This is a genomic window from Sabulicella glaciei, from assembly GCF_026183895.1.
Taxonomy (GTDB): Bacteria; Pseudomonadota; Alphaproteobacteria; order Acetobacterales; family Acetobacteraceae; genus Roseococcus; species Roseococcus glaciei.
This window is the reverse complement of sequence record NZ_JAPFQI010000026.1, coordinates 13,544-26,790: the sequence shown is the minus strand read 5'-3', so window position 1 is coordinate 26,790 and position 13,247 is coordinate 13,544. Positions and strand designations below refer to the sequence as shown.

At 69.3% G+C, this 13,247-nt stretch carries 15 protein-coding genes and 1 tRNA gene; 13 read left to right on the top strand and 3 right to left on the bottom strand.

What is annotated here, in order from left to right; all coding sequences use genetic code 11:
- The first annotated feature begins 156 nt into the window (after positions 1-156).
- The 5 genes from rplU (at position 157) to OF850_RS20955 (ending at position 3,379) form a co-directional block, all read left to right on the top strand.
- Positions 157-471, top strand: coding sequence for a 50S ribosomal protein L21 (gene rplU, locus OF850_RS20975; RefSeq protein WP_301592284.1), 315 nt, complete (start codon positions 157-159; stop codon positions 469-471).
- Positions 472-486: 15 nt separating this feature from the next.
- Positions 487-756 carry a 50S ribosomal protein L27 gene (gene rpmA, locus OF850_RS20970; protein WP_301592283.1) on the top strand — a complete coding sequence of 90 codons (270 nt, stop codon included), beginning with the start codon at positions 487-489 and terminating at the stop codon, positions 754-756.
- Between the two features lie 69 nt (positions 757-825).
- On the top strand, positions 826-1,827 hold the full coding sequence (obgE, locus tag OF850_RS20965; RefSeq protein WP_301592282.1) for a GTPase ObgE: 1,002 nt from the start codon (positions 826-828) through the stop codon (positions 1,825-1,827).
- A gap of 33 nt (positions 1,828-1,860) precedes the next feature.
- Positions 1,861-2,862, top strand: a complete 1,002-nt coding sequence (locus OF850_RS20960) for an NAD(P)H-dependent flavin oxidoreductase (protein WP_301592281.1) — start codon at positions 1,861-1,863, stop codon at positions 2,860-2,862.
- A 79-nt stretch (positions 2,863-2,941) separates the two neighbouring features.
- Complete coding sequence (locus OF850_RS20955) at positions 2,942-3,379, top strand: group III truncated hemoglobin (protein ID WP_301592280.1); 438 nt, start codon at positions 2,942-2,944, stop codon at positions 3,377-3,379.
- A 37-nt stretch (positions 3,380-3,416) separates the two neighbouring features.
- Here OF850_RS20955 and OF850_RS20950 read toward each other — a convergent pair whose 3' ends face one another.
- A complete protein-coding gene (locus OF850_RS20950) occupies positions 3,417-5,537 on the bottom strand; it encodes a sodium-translocating pyrophosphatase (RefSeq protein ID WP_301592279.1) in 2,121 nt (706 codons plus the stop codon).
- A gap of 165 nt (positions 5,538-5,702) precedes the next feature.
- Between OF850_RS20950 and ppa the strand changes: the two genes are divergently transcribed.
- Positions 5,703-6,236, top strand: coding sequence for an inorganic diphosphatase (ppa, locus tag OF850_RS20945; RefSeq protein ID WP_301592278.1), 534 nt, complete (start codon positions 5,703-5,705; stop codon positions 6,234-6,236).
- Positions 6,237-6,251: 15 nt separating this feature from the next.
- On the opposite strand, the gene OF850_RS20940 is transcribed toward ppa, so the two are convergent.
- Positions 6,252-6,884 carry a TetR/AcrR family transcriptional regulator gene (locus OF850_RS20940; protein WP_301592277.1) on the bottom strand — a complete coding sequence of 211 codons (633 nt, stop codon included), beginning with the start codon at positions 6,882-6,884 and terminating at the stop codon, positions 6,252-6,254.
- Between the two features lie 209 nt (positions 6,885-7,093).
- Between OF850_RS20940 and OF850_RS20935 the strand changes: the two genes are divergently transcribed.
- The 5 genes from OF850_RS20935 (at position 7,094) to OF850_RS20915 (ending at position 10,921) form a co-directional block, all read left to right on the top strand.
- Complete coding sequence (locus OF850_RS20935) at positions 7,094-8,041, top strand: homocysteine S-methyltransferase family protein (RefSeq protein ID WP_301592276.1); 948 nt, start codon at positions 7,094-7,096, stop codon at positions 8,039-8,041.
- A 53-nt stretch (positions 8,042-8,094) separates the two neighbouring features.
- Positions 8,095-8,167, top strand: a tRNA-Ile gene (locus OF850_RS20930).
- An 18-nt stretch (positions 8,168-8,185) separates the two neighbouring features.
- Positions 8,186-8,497: an HNH endonuclease gene (locus tag OF850_RS20925; protein WP_301592275.1), complete on the top strand. Its 312-nt coding sequence runs from the start codon at positions 8,186-8,188 to the stop codon at positions 8,495-8,497.
- Positions 8,498-8,559: 62 nt separating this feature from the next.
- Positions 8,560-10,239 (top strand): energy-dependent translational throttle protein EttA, encoded by a 1,680-nt coding sequence (ettA, locus tag OF850_RS20920; RefSeq protein WP_301592274.1) that lies wholly within the window; start codon positions 8,560-8,562, stop codon positions 10,237-10,239.
- Positions 10,240-10,393: 154 nt separating this feature from the next.
- Positions 10,394-10,921 (top strand): GNAT family N-acetyltransferase, encoded by a 528-nt coding sequence (locus tag OF850_RS20915; protein ID WP_301592273.1) that lies wholly within the window; start codon positions 10,394-10,396, stop codon positions 10,919-10,921.
- Positions 10,922-10,924: 3 nt separating this feature from the next.
- Here the strand turns inward: OF850_RS20915 and OF850_RS20910 are convergent, their stop codons facing one another.
- Entirely contained in the window at positions 10,925-11,377 is a 453-nt protein-coding gene (locus tag OF850_RS20910) for a hypothetical protein (protein ID WP_301592272.1), read from the bottom strand.
- Positions 11,378-11,711: 334 nt separating this feature from the next.
- On the opposite strand from OF850_RS20910, the gene OF850_RS20905 reads away from it, so the two are divergent.
- Positions 11,712-12,791 (top strand): TRAP transporter substrate-binding protein, encoded by a 1,080-nt coding sequence (locus OF850_RS20905; protein ID WP_301592271.1) that lies wholly within the window; start codon positions 11,712-11,714, stop codon positions 12,789-12,791.
- 68 nt (positions 12,792-12,859) lie between these two features.
- Entirely contained in the window at positions 12,860-13,243 is a 384-nt protein-coding gene (locus OF850_RS20900) for a YkvA family protein (RefSeq protein ID WP_368044714.1), read from the top strand.
- The last annotated feature ends 4 nt before the right edge of the window (positions 13,244-13,247 follow it).

The following is a 13,247-nucleotide window of genomic DNA, read 5'->3' as shown; positions in this document are numbered from 1 at the left end:
GTTGACTTCGTGGCCCCGCTGGCCCTAATCACCCCCTCCCGGGCGGCGCCTCAGCGTGTCGCCCGCGGCTGTTTTTGGGTTCCTGTCCCGGGCAGCCGAAATCCATGGTTTCTCGGGCGGCGCCGCGCATGGCGGCAAGCCCAAAGGGCACGAGTGATGACCTTCGCAGTGATCCGCACCGGCGGGAAGCAGTATAGGGTGACGCCGAATGCGGTGCTCACCGTCGAGAAGCTGGAGGCCGAGGCCGGCAGCACCATCACCTTCCATGAGGTGCTGGCGCTGGGCGGCGAGGCAGGCCTGCAGATCGGCGCCCCCACCGTGCCGGGCGCCAAGGTCACCGCTACCGTGCTGGAGCAGAGCCGCGGCGACAAGGTGCTGATCCTGAAGAAGCGCCGCCGCAAGAACAGCCGCCGCAAGCAGGGCCACCGCCAGCACCAGACCGTGCTGCGGATCGCCGAGATCGCGGCCTGAGGACGGAGTAGCAAGATGGCACACAAGAAGGCAGGCGGCTCGTCTCGCAACGGCCGCGACTCTCCCGGGCAGCGGCTCGGCGTCAAGAAGTTCGGCGGCGAGCACGTGCTGGCCGGCAACATCCTGGTCCGCCAGCGCGGCACCAAGATGAAGCCCGGTCACCATGTCGGCCTCGGCCGCGACCACACGATCTTCGCGCTGGTCGAGGGCCACGTGAAGTTCGAGCGCAAGGCCGAGGGCCGCGTTCACGTCTCCGTCGAGCCGGTCAAGACCGCCGCGGAGTGACCGCCTCCCTCTGGGGGTGACAAGGTTCCGGGGGCCCTCGTGGCCCCCGTTGCCATTTTTGGGGTTCCGATGAAGTTCCTGGACGAAGCCAAGGTGTTCGTGAAGTCGGGCGATGGCGGCAACGGCGTCGTCGCCTTTCGGCGTGAGCGCTACATCGAGTTCGGCGGCCCCGATGGCGGCAATGGCGGCAAGGGCGGCGACGTCTGGGCCGAGGCGGTCGACGGGCTGAACACCCTGATCGACTACCGCTACGCCCAGCACTTCAAGGCGCGCAAGGGCGGCAACGGCGCCGGCTCCGACCGGACCGGCGCCAAGTCCGATGACGTGGTGCTCAAGGTCCCCGTCGGCACGCAGATCCTGGACGAGGACAAGGAAACGCTCCTCGCCGACCTGGATGCGGTGGGCAAGCGCGTCCTCCTGGCCAAGGGCGGCGATGGCGGCTTCGGCAACGCGCATTTCAAGAGCAGCACGAACCGCGCCCCACGTCGCGCCGATCCCGGCTTCCCGGGCGAGGAGAAGTGGATCTGGCTGCGGCTGAAGCTGATCGCCGATGCCGGGCTGGTCGGGCTGCCGAATGCCGGCAAGTCCACCTTCCTGGCCGCGGTCAGCGCCGCCAAGCCCAAGATCGCCGACTACCCCTTCACCACGCTGCACCCGCAGCTGGGCGTCGTGCGCCTCAACGCGACGGAGGAGTTCGTCCTGGCGGACATCCCCGGGCTGATCGAGGGGGCGAGCGAGGGCGCCGGGCTGGGCACGCGCTTCCTCGGGCATGTGGAGCGGTGCCGGGTGCTGCTGCACCTGATCGACGGCTCCCAGTCCGATCCGGTCGCCGCCTGGCGCCTGATCCGGAACGAGCTGGAGGAATATGGCGGCGGCCTGGCCGAGAAGCCGGAGATCCTGGTGCTGAACAAGGCGGACGCCATGACGCCCCAGGCGCGCACCAGCCGCCTGAAGGCGCTGGAGCGGGCGACGGGCACGAACGTCCTCCTGGCCTCCGGCGCGACGGGGGATGGGGTGCCGGAGGTGCTGCGCGCCGTGGCCGATCTGGCGCGCGGGCGGGCAGGGAGGTAGCGTCCATCCCCGGACGATTGGGGAAACGACGCCATGGACCTGCGCGACACGCTGAAGGGGCGGCTGCGGCTGCCGCTGATCGGCTCGCCGCTCTTCATCATCTCGGTGCCGGATCTCGTGGTGGCGCAATGCACCTCGGGCGTGATCGGCTCCATGCCCTCGCTGAACGCGCGGCCGCTGGAGCAGCTGGACGAATGGCTGCACGAGATCAAGGAAAGGCTGGCCGCGCACGATGCGCGCCATCCCGACCGGCCCAGCGCGCCCTTCGCCATCAACCTGATCGTCCACAAGTCGAATGATCGGCTGGAGCAGGACCTCGCGCTCTGCGTGAAGCACCGCGTGCCGCTGATCATCACCAGCCTCGGCGCACGGGTGGAGGTGAACGAGGCCATCCACTCCTATGGCGGCCACGTGATCCACGACGTGATCAACCAGACCTTTGCCCACAAGGCGATCGAGAAGGGGGCGGACGGGCTGGTGCTGGTGGCGGCCGGGGCAGGGGGTCATGCCGGCTCGCAATCGCCCTTCGCGCTGCTGCAGGAAACCCGCGCCTGGTTCGACGGGCCGGTCGCGTTGTCCGGCTCCATCGCGCATGGCCGCTCGATCCTGGCCGCCGAGGCGATGGGGGCCGACTTCGCCTACATGGGCACCGCCTTCATCGCGACGGAGGAGGCGCGGGCGGTCGAGGACTACAAGCGGATGCTCGTGGAGAGCGGCTCCTCGGACATCGTCTACACCAACCTCATCACCGGCGTGCACGGCAACTACCTGAAGCCCTCCGTCCGCAATGCGGGGCTGGACCCGGACAACCTGGAAACCGGCGACAAGTCGCAGATGAACTTCGCCTCCGACCGCAAGAAGCGCTGGAAGGATGTGTGGGGCGCGGGGCAATCGGTCTCGGGCATCGGGGCAGTGGTGCCGGCCTCGCGGCTGGTGGACCGGCTGCACGCGGAGTACCAGGAGGCGCGGCGCGCCCTCGGTGCCGGCAGCCCGATGCTGAACCGCGCTTGGGAGCGGACGCCGGAACCCGCCTGACCGAGACCCGCCGGGCCGGAGGGGCAGCCATCCGGCCCGGCGCGTTGCCCCGCCCCGCGCCCAGGGCCAGATTCCCCGCATGAACGCCATCCCCGAGAACGCCGCCCGCCGCGCCGCGCTGGCCTGCGAGATCCGTGAGCGGACCGGGCTGGACGAGGCGGTCATCGCCGCCTTCCTGCGCGAATTCTACGACGCCGCCCGCAGCGACACCCTCCTCGCCCCCGCCTTTGCCGGGGTGGCGGACTGGGAGGCGCATCTGGCGCGGATCGGCCAGTTTTGGGGCTCCGTGGCGCTGATGACCGGCGAGTATCACGGCCAGCCCATGCAGGCGCACGCGCATCTGGGCCTGACTTCCGCCCATTTCGCCCGCTGGCTCGCCCTGTTCGAGGAGGTGGGTCGCCGCACCCTGCCGGGGGCAGCGGTGGAGCACCTGCTGGAGCGCGCCCGCCGCATCGCGCGGTCGCTGGAGATGGGCCTGGTGCCGATGGAGTTGCCGCCGAGGCGCCCGGCGGCTTGAGGGAGGGGCCGCGGGAAGCGCCGCCGCCCCGTCCCATTCAGGTGTGCGCCAGCACCGCCAGCAGCAGCAGGGCGACGATGTTGGTGATCTTGATCATCGGGTTCACGGCGGGGCCGGAGGTGTCCTTGTAGGGATCGCCCACTGTATCGCCGGTCACGGCCGCCTTGTGGGCATCGCTGCCCTTGCCGCCGTAATGCCCTTCCTCGATGTACTTCTTCGCGTTGTCCCAGGCGCCGCCGCCCGTGGTCATCGACACGGCGACGTAGAAGCCGGTGACGATCACGCCCAGCAGCATCGCGCCCACCGCCGAGAAGGCCGCCGCCTTGCCACCGATGGCCAGCACCACGAAGAAGCACACGATGGGCGACAGCACCGGCAGCAGCGAGGGGATGATCATTTCCCGGATCGCGGCGCGGGTGAGCATGTCCACCGCGCGGCCGTAATCCGGCTTCTCGGTACCTTCCATGATGCCCGGCTTCTCGCGGAACTGGCGCCGGACCTCCTCCACCACGCTCTGCGCCGCGCGGCCCACCGCCGTCATGCTCATGCCGCTGAACAGGTAGGGCAGCATGCCGCCGAAGAGCAGCCCGACGACGACGTAGGGGTTGGCCAGGGAGAAATCGACCGGCCCCATGTTGGCGAAGTAGGGATAGGTCGCGCTGTTGACCGCGAAGTAGTTGAGGTCCTGCGTGTAGGCGGCGAAGAGCACCACGGCGCCGAGCGCGGCGGAGCCGATGGCGTAGCCCTTCGTCACCGCCTTGGTGGTGTTGCCCACCGCGTCCAGCGCGTCGGTGGTGACGCGGATCTCGGGCGGCAGCCCCGCCATCTCCGCGATGCCGCCGGCATTGTCCGTCACCGGCCCGAAGGCGTCGAGCGCCACGATCATCCCCGCGAGCGAGAGCATGGTCGTGGTGGCGATGGCGACGCCATACAGCCCCGCGAGGCCGTAGGAGCACAGGATGCCCGCGATGATGATGAGCGAGGGCACGGCCGTGCTTTCCATGGAGACGGCAAGGCCGCGGATCACGTTCGTCCCATGGCCGGTCTGCGACGCCTCGGCGATGGCCTTCACCGGGCGGAAGCCGGTGCCGGTGTAGTATTCGGTGATCCAGACGATCGCCGCCGTCACGAGCAGCCCCACCGCCCCGCAAAGGAAGAGCGAGAAGGCGCCGAAGGCATGGCCGCCCACCACCACCGTGCCGCTGCCGAAGATGAGGTAGGTGAGCGGCAGCAGCGCCGCCAGCGACAGGATGCCCGTCACCACGAGGCCGCGATACATCGCCCCCATGATGCTGTTGTTCGCCGGCAGCTTCACGAAATACGTGCCGGCGATCGAGGTGATGACGCAGACCGCGCCGATCGCCAGCGGCAGGAGCATCCCGGCGGCCCGGATCTCGTCGCCGAAGGTGATGGCGGCCAGCACCATGGTGGCGACGGCGGTGACGGCGTAGGTCTCGAACAGGTCGGCGGCCATGCCGGCGCAGTCGCCGACGTTGTCGCCCACGTTGTCCGCGATGGTGGCGGGGTTGCGGGGGTCGTCCTCGGGGATGCCGGCTTCGACCTTGCCGACCATGTCGCCGCCCACGTCGGCGCCCTTGGTGAAGATGCCGCCGCCCAGCCGGGCGAAGATGGAGATGAGCGAGGCGCCGAAGCCCAGCGCCACCAGGCTGTCGATCACGGTGCGGGAGTTCATCGGCAGGCCGCCGATCACCACCAGGATGAAGAAGTAGAGCGCCACCCCAAGCAGGGCGAGGCCGGCGACCAGCATGCCGGTGATCGCCCCCGACTTGAAGGCGACGTCCAGCCCCGCCGCGAGGCCATGGGTGCTGGCCTCCGCCGTGCGGACATTGGCGCGCACGGAGACGTTCATGCCGATGAACCCGGCCAGCCCCGACAGCACGGCGCCCAGCAGGAAGCCGATGGCCACCGCCGCGCCGAGGAAGGCGAAGACAAGCACGAAGAGCACGGCGCCGACGATGGCGATGGTGGTGTATTGCCGGCGCAGATAGGCGCTGGCGCCTTCCTGGATGGCCTGGGCGATTTCCCGCATGCGTGCATTGCCCGCGGGCTTGGCCAGAATCTCCTTCGTGGTCACCCATCCATAGGCGAGCGAAGCCCCGCCCAGCAGGATGACCAGCAGCAAGGTCGCTGTGATCAAGGTCCTGGTGTCCTTTCCGTCCCTGTTGGTTGCGCGGCTCATTCCGGCCGCGATCCCAGAAGGTTAGGCAGGGGACTCCGGGGACGGGAAGGGGAAAAGCAGCCCCCCTCCCGGGACGGGCGGTTTCGTGGTTCAAGCCCGCCAGCCCATTCCTGGAGAGCAGGCATGAATCTTTCCGCCATCCCCACCGGCAAGAACCCGCCGGAGGACGTGAACGTCATCATCGAGGTCGCCATCGGCGGCGAGCCCATCAAGTACGAGATGGACAAGGACGCTGGCGTCCTGTTCGTGGACCGCTTCCTCTACACCCCCATGCGCTACCCCGGGAATTACGGTTTCGTCCCGCACACGCTGAGCGATGATGGCGACCCGATCGACGTGCTGGTGGCCAACACCCGCCCCATCGTTCCGGGCGCGGTGATGAACTGCCGACCCGTCGGCGTGCTGCTGATGGAGGACGACGGCGGCACGGACGAGAAGATCATCGCCGTGCCCTCCCCCAAGCTCACCAAGCGCTATGAGGGGGTGAAGGACGTACAGGACCTGCCGCAGATCACCCTCGACCAGATCCGCCACTTCTTCGAGCACTACAAGGACCTGGAGCCGGGCAAGTGGGTGAAGGTGAAGGGCTGGGGCGACGCCGCCATGGCGCGCCGCCTGATCCAGGAAGCCGTGGAGCGAGCCAAGGCGAAGGGCTGACCGGCTCCCGCTTCGTCAGGCCGCGGGCTCCGGCGCGCGGACCGGCACGAAAAGCGTCTTGAGGATGGTGCGGAGCAGGAGGATCTGCTCCGCCATCGCCCCGGGCTCCCGCAGGGCCTTAGACATAACGATGGAGCCTTCCAGCACCGTCCCCACGAAATCCGCCAGCTGGTCCACGGAAAATGGCTGGCGCGGGACGTGATCGCGGAGCACCTCCCCGAAAATGGAGCGGAAGCGGGCGCGCCACATCAAGGCGGCCTGGCGGTTCAGTTCCTGCACCTCGCGGTCGAAGAGCCGCTCCCCATAGACCGAAACGGCGACGAGGCAGCCGGGGTGCCCGGCCGGTAAGTCCTGCACCTGTTCGGCGAGGAGCTTCAGGCCCAGCAGCAGGGTGGGAAGGGGCTCCTCCGCCAGTTCGCGCGCCCGGCCGAAGATGGTGTCGAACAACTCCTCCTCGCGCGCGATGTAGCGCTCGAGCAGGGCCCGCGCGAGGGCGTTCTTGTCGCGGAAATGGTAGAAGAAGCCGCTCTTGGTCAGGCCGGTGGCGGCGATGATCTCCTCGATCGAGGTGCCGCCGAAGCCCTTGGACAGCACGGCATCCTCAGCGACATCGAGGATGCGGCTGCGCGTATCCTGTCCCTTGCCCATGGTTTTCCGTACCGCCGGTATGGTTTGACGAGGCTGACAAAGCGCGAATCATCGCGCTTCTGCAAGTATTTCTGCGCAAGTTATTGAATTTGCTCGGGTGATATTTCCGCGCCGGCTGCACCATCAGTCGAGTAGAGCCGAAACGCTTCCTCCGGCACATCGCGGCCGAGGCGGTGGCATGGATCACGGCCCAGGCAAGGAACAAGCAAATGGCAAAGTATCGCGCGGCGCTGCCGCAGCTCACGGGCGCGAACTTCCTGACCGATGGCGGGATGGAGACGACGCTGATCTTCCACCAGGGGGTCGACCTCCCCTGCTTCGCGAGCTTCGTCCTGCTGGAAACGGAGGAGGGGAGGGAGCAGCTTCGCGCCTATCACCGCCCCTACCTGGAACTGGCGCGGCGCCGGGGCCTGGGCTTCGTCCTCGACACGGCGACGTGGCGCGCGAACCCGGATTGGGGCGCGAAGCTCGGCTACGACGCGGCCGGGCTGGACCGCATCAACCGCTTGGCGGTGGCCGAGATGCTGGCCCTGCGCGAGGAATACGAGACGCCGGGGGCGCCCCATGTCGTCAGCGGCGCGATCGGGCCGCGCGGCGACGGCTACAAGCAGGGGCGCATGGATCGCGACGAGGCGGAGGAGTACCACGCCGCGCAGATCGCGAGCTTCGCGGCGGCAGGGGCCGACATGGTTGCCGGCTTCACCCTGACCGGGATCGAGGAGGCGATCGGCATCGCCCGCGCCGCCCGGCGCCTCGCCATGCCCTGCGCCATCTCCTTCACCTTGGAAACGGATGGCCGGCTGCTGGGCGGCGAGACTCTGCGCGAGGCGATCGAGGCGGTGGACGCGGCGACGGGCGGCTCGCCGGCCTATTTCATGCTGAACTGCGTCCATCCGGAACACCTCGCGACCTCCTTCGAGGAGGGGGGCGACTGGACCTCGCGCATCCTCGGGCTGCGGGCCAACGCCTCCACCAAGTCGCACGCGGAGCTGGACGAGAGCGAGACGCTGGACGAGGGCAACCCGCTTGACCTCGGCCGGCGCTACGTGGGGCTGCGCAAGCGGTTGCCCGCGCTGCGCATCCTGGGCGGGTGCTGCGGCACGGACCATCGCCACGTCACGGCGATTTGCGAGGCCGCGGTGCCGGTCACGGCCTGACGGGCCTCCCCTGGACGGGGGGCGGGGGGCTTGGCACAAACCTCCCGTCCCTCGCGCCCGTAGCTCAATGGTCAGAGCGGGCCGCTCATAACGGCTTGGTTGCGGGTTCAAGTCCTGCCGGGCGCAGGGGCGTTCAGTCCTGCGATGGATGAGAGCCCGACCTGCCCGATCTGCCTGCGCCCCATCCCGCCGGGCGCCAGGGCCAGCCGCCACCACCTCATCCCGCGCCTCAAGGGCGGGACCAACAAGGGAACGGTGCTGGTCCACCACATCTGCCACCAGGCGATCCATGCCCGCTTCACCGAGGCCGAGTTGGCGCGGCGCCTGGCCGAGCCGGAGGCGATCCGCGCCGCGCCGGAGATGGCGGAGTTCCTGGCCTGGATCGCCTCCAAGCCCGCGGATTTCCACGCGCCGACCCGGCTGAAGGGCGGGAGGCGCGGCCGGTTCCGGCGGTGAGGCCGGGGCTTAACCCCGCGCCGCCGCGCCGCTAGAACCCCCGCAAGACAGGAGTGCCCCCCATGCCCGCCTACCAGTATGTCTATGTGATGAAGGATCTCACCAAGGCCTATCCGGGTGGGCGCGAGGTGTTCAAGGGCATCACCCTCTCCTTCCTGCCCGACGCGAAGATCGGCGTGCTGGGCCCGAACGGGGCCGGCAAGTCCACGCTGATGAAGATCATGGCCGGCATCGACACGGAGTATGGCGGCGAGGCCTGGGCGGCCGAGGGCGTGCGCGTCGGCTACCTGCCGCAGGAGCCGCAGCTCGATCCCACCAAGAATGTCGGCGAGAACGTGCGCGCGGCCTTCGCCACGCTGGAAGCCCAGCTCAAGCGCTTCAACGAGATCTCCGAGCGCTTCATGGAGGAGATGTCGGAGGAGGAGATGAACGACCTCCTCGCCGAGCAGGGGCAGCTTCAGGAAGCCATCGACGCCGCCGACGGGTGGGAGCTGGACCGGCGCATCGACATCGCCCTCGACGCGCTGCGCTGCCCGCCCGCCGAGAGCCCGGTCACCAACCTTTCGGGCGGCGAGAAGCGCCGCGTGGCGCTGTGCAAGCTGCTGCTGGAAAAGCCGGAGCTGCTGCTGCTCGACGAGCCGACCAACCACCTGGACGCCGAGAGCGTGTCCTGGCTGGAGCACACGCTGCGCGACTACCCGGGCGCCGTGCTGGTCGTCACCCATGACCGCTACTTCCTCGACAACGTGACCAACTGGATCCTCGAAGTCGATCGCGGCCGCGGCTTCCCCTATCAGGGCTCCTACTCCTCCTACCTGGAGCAGAAGAAGAAGCGGCTCGAGCAGGAGAATCGCGAGGACACCGCCCGCATCCGCGCCCTGGCGCAGGAGCAGGAGTGGATCGGACGCTCGCCTTCCGCCCGGCAGGCCAAGAGCAAGGCCCGCATCTCGCGCTACGAGGAGCTTCTGGAGCGCTCCAACGAGAAGGGGCCGGAGGACATGCAGATCCTCATCTCCCCGCCGCCGCGCCTGGGCAACACGGTCATCGAGGCCGAGAACCTTCGCAAGGGCTACGGCAACCGCCTGCTGATCGACGACCTGGACTTCAAACTGCCCCCCGGCGGCATCGTGGGCGTCATCGGCCCGAACGGCGCCGGCAAGACCACGCTGTTCCGCATGATCACCGGGCATGAGCAGCCGGATGCCGGCACGCTGCGCGTCGGGGAGAGCGTGAAGCTCGGCTACGTGGACCAGTCGCGCGACAGCCTGGACGACAAGAAGAGCGTTTGGGAGGAAATCTCGGGCGGGGACGACGTCATCAACATCGGCAAGCGCTCCATCCCGTCGCGGGCCTACACGGCAGCCTTCAACTTCAAGGGCCACGACCAGCAGAAGCGCGTGGGCGTGCTGTCGGGCGGCGAGCGCAACCGCGTCCACTTGGCGAAGATGCTGCGCACGCCGCACAACGTGCTGCTGCTCGACGAGCCGACCAACGACCTCGACGTGGACACGCTGCGCGCGCTGGAAGAGGCGCTGATGGAGTTCGCCGGCTGCGTGGTGGTGATCAGCCACGACCGCTGGTTCCTCGACCGCTTGGCGACGCACATCCTGGCCTTCGAGGGCGACAGCCACGTCGAGTGGTTCGAGGGCAACTTCCAGGCCTACGAGGCCGACAAGAAGCGACGCCTGGGCAACGCGGCCGACCAGCCACACCGGATCAAGTACCGGCCTCTCGTGCGCTAGTGCGCACGAGAGATTTCTTCCGCTCCCAGGCGCCGGGCGCGGGCTCTGACCGCTGGGTGTCGCCGCTCCACCGTCGCGTGGGTCCGGCGGCGCCGGCCGCCGTGCGCCCAGGTTCCTTTCCTTGCGGGCTGGTTCGCGCCTGCGGAGGCGCCCGGTGAACCACCCCGTCCTGCGCGCGCCGCGCATCATCAGCACGGCGCGCCTTTCCCTCCTCCCGCCCGGGCCGGAGCACCTGCCGGACCTCATCCGCCTCAAGGCGGACGAGGCCGTGTTCGGCTACATGCTGCACGGCACCCGCACGGCGGAGCGGACGCGCGAGGAACTCGAGGACGACATGGATTTCTGGCAGGTGCGCGGCTACGGCACCTGGAGCGTCTTCGAGCGGTCCACCGGCGAGTTCCTGGGCATTGCCGGGCTGATGGAGCGGCCGGACGGGCGCGGCATCGCGGTGCGCTTCGCGCTCTGGCCGCAATGCCGGGGCCGCGGCTATGCGCGGGAGGCGGCGCGGGCTGCGCTCGATTTCGGCCACGGCGCGGCGGGGCTGCCGCGAATCATCGGCATCGCGCGCGAGACGAACCATGCGAGCCGTGCCGTGCTGACCGACATCGGCATGCACGAGTGCGAACGCTACGAGCATCGCGGCCACGCGATGGTGGTGCACGAGAGCGTGCGCGCGGGCTGACCGCTATGCGCCGCGGCGCCAGGCCCGGCGCGCCATGAGGGCGGCGCCGACCGCGCCGCCCAGCAGCGCGGCGATCGGCGCGAGGCCGAAGACCAGCCCCATGGCGAAGGAGCCCTCGCGCTGCTCCGCGCCGAGCGGTGCCCCGAGCACGCCACCGAGAAACAGCCCTGCCACCGCCCCGGCCACCGCGCCCAGGACGAATCCGCCGAGACTGGCGGCCAGCGCCCCGCCGGCGCGGCTCGGCAAGGCCCCCTGCGCCGCCCCGAGCGCCGCACAGGGCAGGGCAACCGCGAGGATGATTGTCCACATCACTGCGTCCGACCCCCAGAGCGAGGTGGGCAGGGCAAATTCGCGGGCGAGCAGATAGGCCAGGAAGCCAAGCGCCAGCCCAGCCGAGCCTGCCAGCACGAGGCCCAGCAGGCCCCGCAGCGGCGAGCCCCTTGCGGTGTTCGCCATGTAGTTTCCCTCCCTTTGCCGCGCGGAGCAGCCTCGCGCGTCGGCCAGCCATCCTGCGGCCACCAGGTGCCCAATCGCCACCTCTCCCTGTGTCAAGAATGCGCTTGCGCTCTCCGTGGCGAACTTGGCAGCCGAAGGAGTGCCGCAAGCAGCGCTTCTTCGAAAGCCGCAAATCTGGGCGGTCAGAACTGGATTCTGCCGATCCGTGCGGCAATTCGAATGAGGGCGCCTGCATTTGCCGGGAAATCTAGCGGTCACGCCTGCCGAGCCGCCGGCATCCTCCGCAGTGGAGAGGCTTCTACGAGAGTGGAAGCGCACGCCCCGAGGAGGCCCCATGCAACGCCGCATCTTGATGACCGCTGCCCCCATCGCGTCCGCCGCCCTGGCCGCGCCGGCCGTTGCCCAGTCGCTGCCGCCCCTGCGTTGGCGCATGACGAGCGCCTTCCCCCGCAACCTCGACCTCACCTATGGCGCGGGCGAGTTCTTCTGCCGCGCGGTGGGCGAGATCACCGAGGGCCGCTTCACTATCACCCAGTTCCCGGCCGGCGAGATCGTCGGCGCCTTCCAGGCCATGGACGCCGTGCAGCAGGGATCGGTGGAGGCCGCCTATTCGGGCGGGCTGTTCTATGTGGGCAAGGACCCGGCCTTCGCACTGTCCGCGGCGGTGCCCTTCATGATGAACCCGCGCCAGCAGCACGCCTGGATGTGGCAGGCCGGCGGCAACGCCATGCTCAACGAGTTCTTCAAGCGCTTCAACGTCCACGCCGTGCCCTGCGGGCAGACCGGCAACCAGTGGGGCGGCTGGTTCCGACGCGAGATCCGCACGGCCGACGACCTTCGCGGCCTGAAGATGCGCGTCGCGGGCGTGGCGGGAAACGTGATGCAGCGCGTCGGCGTGGTGCCGCAGCAGATCCCGCCCGGCGACATCTACCCGGCACTGGAGCGCGGCGTGATCGACGCCGTCGAGTACATTGGCCCCTATGACGACGAGAAGCTCGGGCTGAACCGCGTCGCCCGCTTCTACTACTATCCGGGCTGGGGCGAGGGCGGGACGGTGTTCCATGCCTTCTTCAACCTCGACCACTGGAACGCCCTGCCGCGCGCCTACAAGGCGGCGGTGGAGGTGGCGAGCCAGGCGGCGACGCTGAACATGATGGCCGCCTATGACGCCCGGAACCCGGAGGCGATCATGCGCCTCGTCGCCAACGGCACTCAGCTTCGCGGCTTCTCGTCCGAGCTGGTGGACACGCTCTACCGCTCCGCGCTGGATTTCTACGCCGAGACCTCGGCGCAGAACGCGGCCTTCAAGGAAATCCTGGACAGCCAGGTCGCCTTCCGTGACCGCAACTACCAGTACCACCAGGTCGCCGACTTCCAGTTCGACGCGATGATGCTGCGGCTGCGGCGGCGCTGACCGCCGCCCGCGCTTGGCGGCGGGGCGCCTCCCTGCTGGACTGACGTCGGGCGCGCGGAGGCAAGGCGATGATGACGGGCGGGCTGCGCGACTGGGCGCGGCGGGTGAAGCGCGATGTGGTGGCGCTGTGGCTGGCGGCGCGCGACCCGCGCGTGCCCCTCGCCGCCAAGCTCGTCGCCGGGCTGGTCGCGGCCTATGCGCTCTCGCCGATCGACCTGATCCCGGACTTCATCCCGGTGCTGGGCTACCTGGACGATCTGATCCTCGTGCCGCTTGGCATCCTCCTGGCCGTGCGCCTCGTCCCGCCCGCGCTGATGGACGAGTTCCGGGCGGAGGCCGAGCGACGGGCGGCCCGCCCCGTCAGCCGCGCGGGTGCCGCCGCCATCGTACTGATCTGGGTCGCTGGGGCGGCGGTGCTGCTCTGGGCCTTCTGGCCGTCCCGGGTGCGCTGACCGA

Bases quoted from the DNA above. Each gene is read 5' to 3' on its own strand.
- OF850_RS20905 (WP_301592271.1), top strand. From the start codon at position 11,712: ATGCAACGCCGCATCTTGATGACCGCTGCCCCCATCGCGTCCGCCGCC.
- OF850_RS20925 (WP_301592275.1), top strand. From the start codon at position 8,186: ATGGATGAGAGCCCGACCTGCCCGATCTGCCTGCGCCCCATCCCGCCG.
- ettA (WP_301592274.1), top strand. From the start codon at position 8,560: ATGCCCGCCTACCAGTATGTCTATGTGATGAAGGATCTCACCAAGGCC.
- OF850_RS20935 (WP_301592276.1), top strand. From the start codon at position 7,094: ATGGCAAAGTATCGCGCGGCGCTGCCGCAGCTCACGGGCGCGAACTTC.
- ppa (WP_301592278.1), top strand. From the start codon at position 5,703: ATGAATCTTTCCGCCATCCCCACCGGCAAGAACCCGCCGGAGGACGTG.
- OF850_RS20955 (WP_301592280.1), top strand. From the start codon at position 2,942: ATGAACGCCATCCCCGAGAACGCCGCCCGCCGCGCCGCGCTGGCCTGC.
- rpmA (WP_301592283.1), top strand. From the start codon at position 487: ATGGCACACAAGAAGGCAGGCGGCTCGTCTCGCAACGGCCGCGACTCT.
- OF850_RS20900 (WP_368044714.1), top strand. From the start codon at position 12,860: ATGATGACGGGCGGGCTGCGCGACTGGGCGCGGCGGGTGAAGCGCGAT.
- OF850_RS20910 (WP_301592272.1), bottom strand. From the start codon at position 11,377: ATGGCGAACACCGCAAGGGGCTCGCCGCTGCGGGGCCTGCTGGGCCTC.
- rplU (WP_301592284.1), top strand. From the start codon at position 157: ATGACCTTCGCAGTGATCCGCACCGGCGGGAAGCAGTATAGGGTGACG.
- OF850_RS20960 (WP_301592281.1), top strand. From the start codon at position 1,861: ATGGACCTGCGCGACACGCTGAAGGGGCGGCTGCGGCTGCCGCTGATC.
- OF850_RS20940 (WP_301592277.1), bottom strand. From the start codon at position 6,884: ATGGGCAAGGGACAGGATACGCGCAGCCGCATCCTCGATGTCGCTGAG.
- obgE (WP_301592282.1), top strand. From the start codon at position 826: ATGAAGTTCCTGGACGAAGCCAAGGTGTTCGTGAAGTCGGGCGATGGC.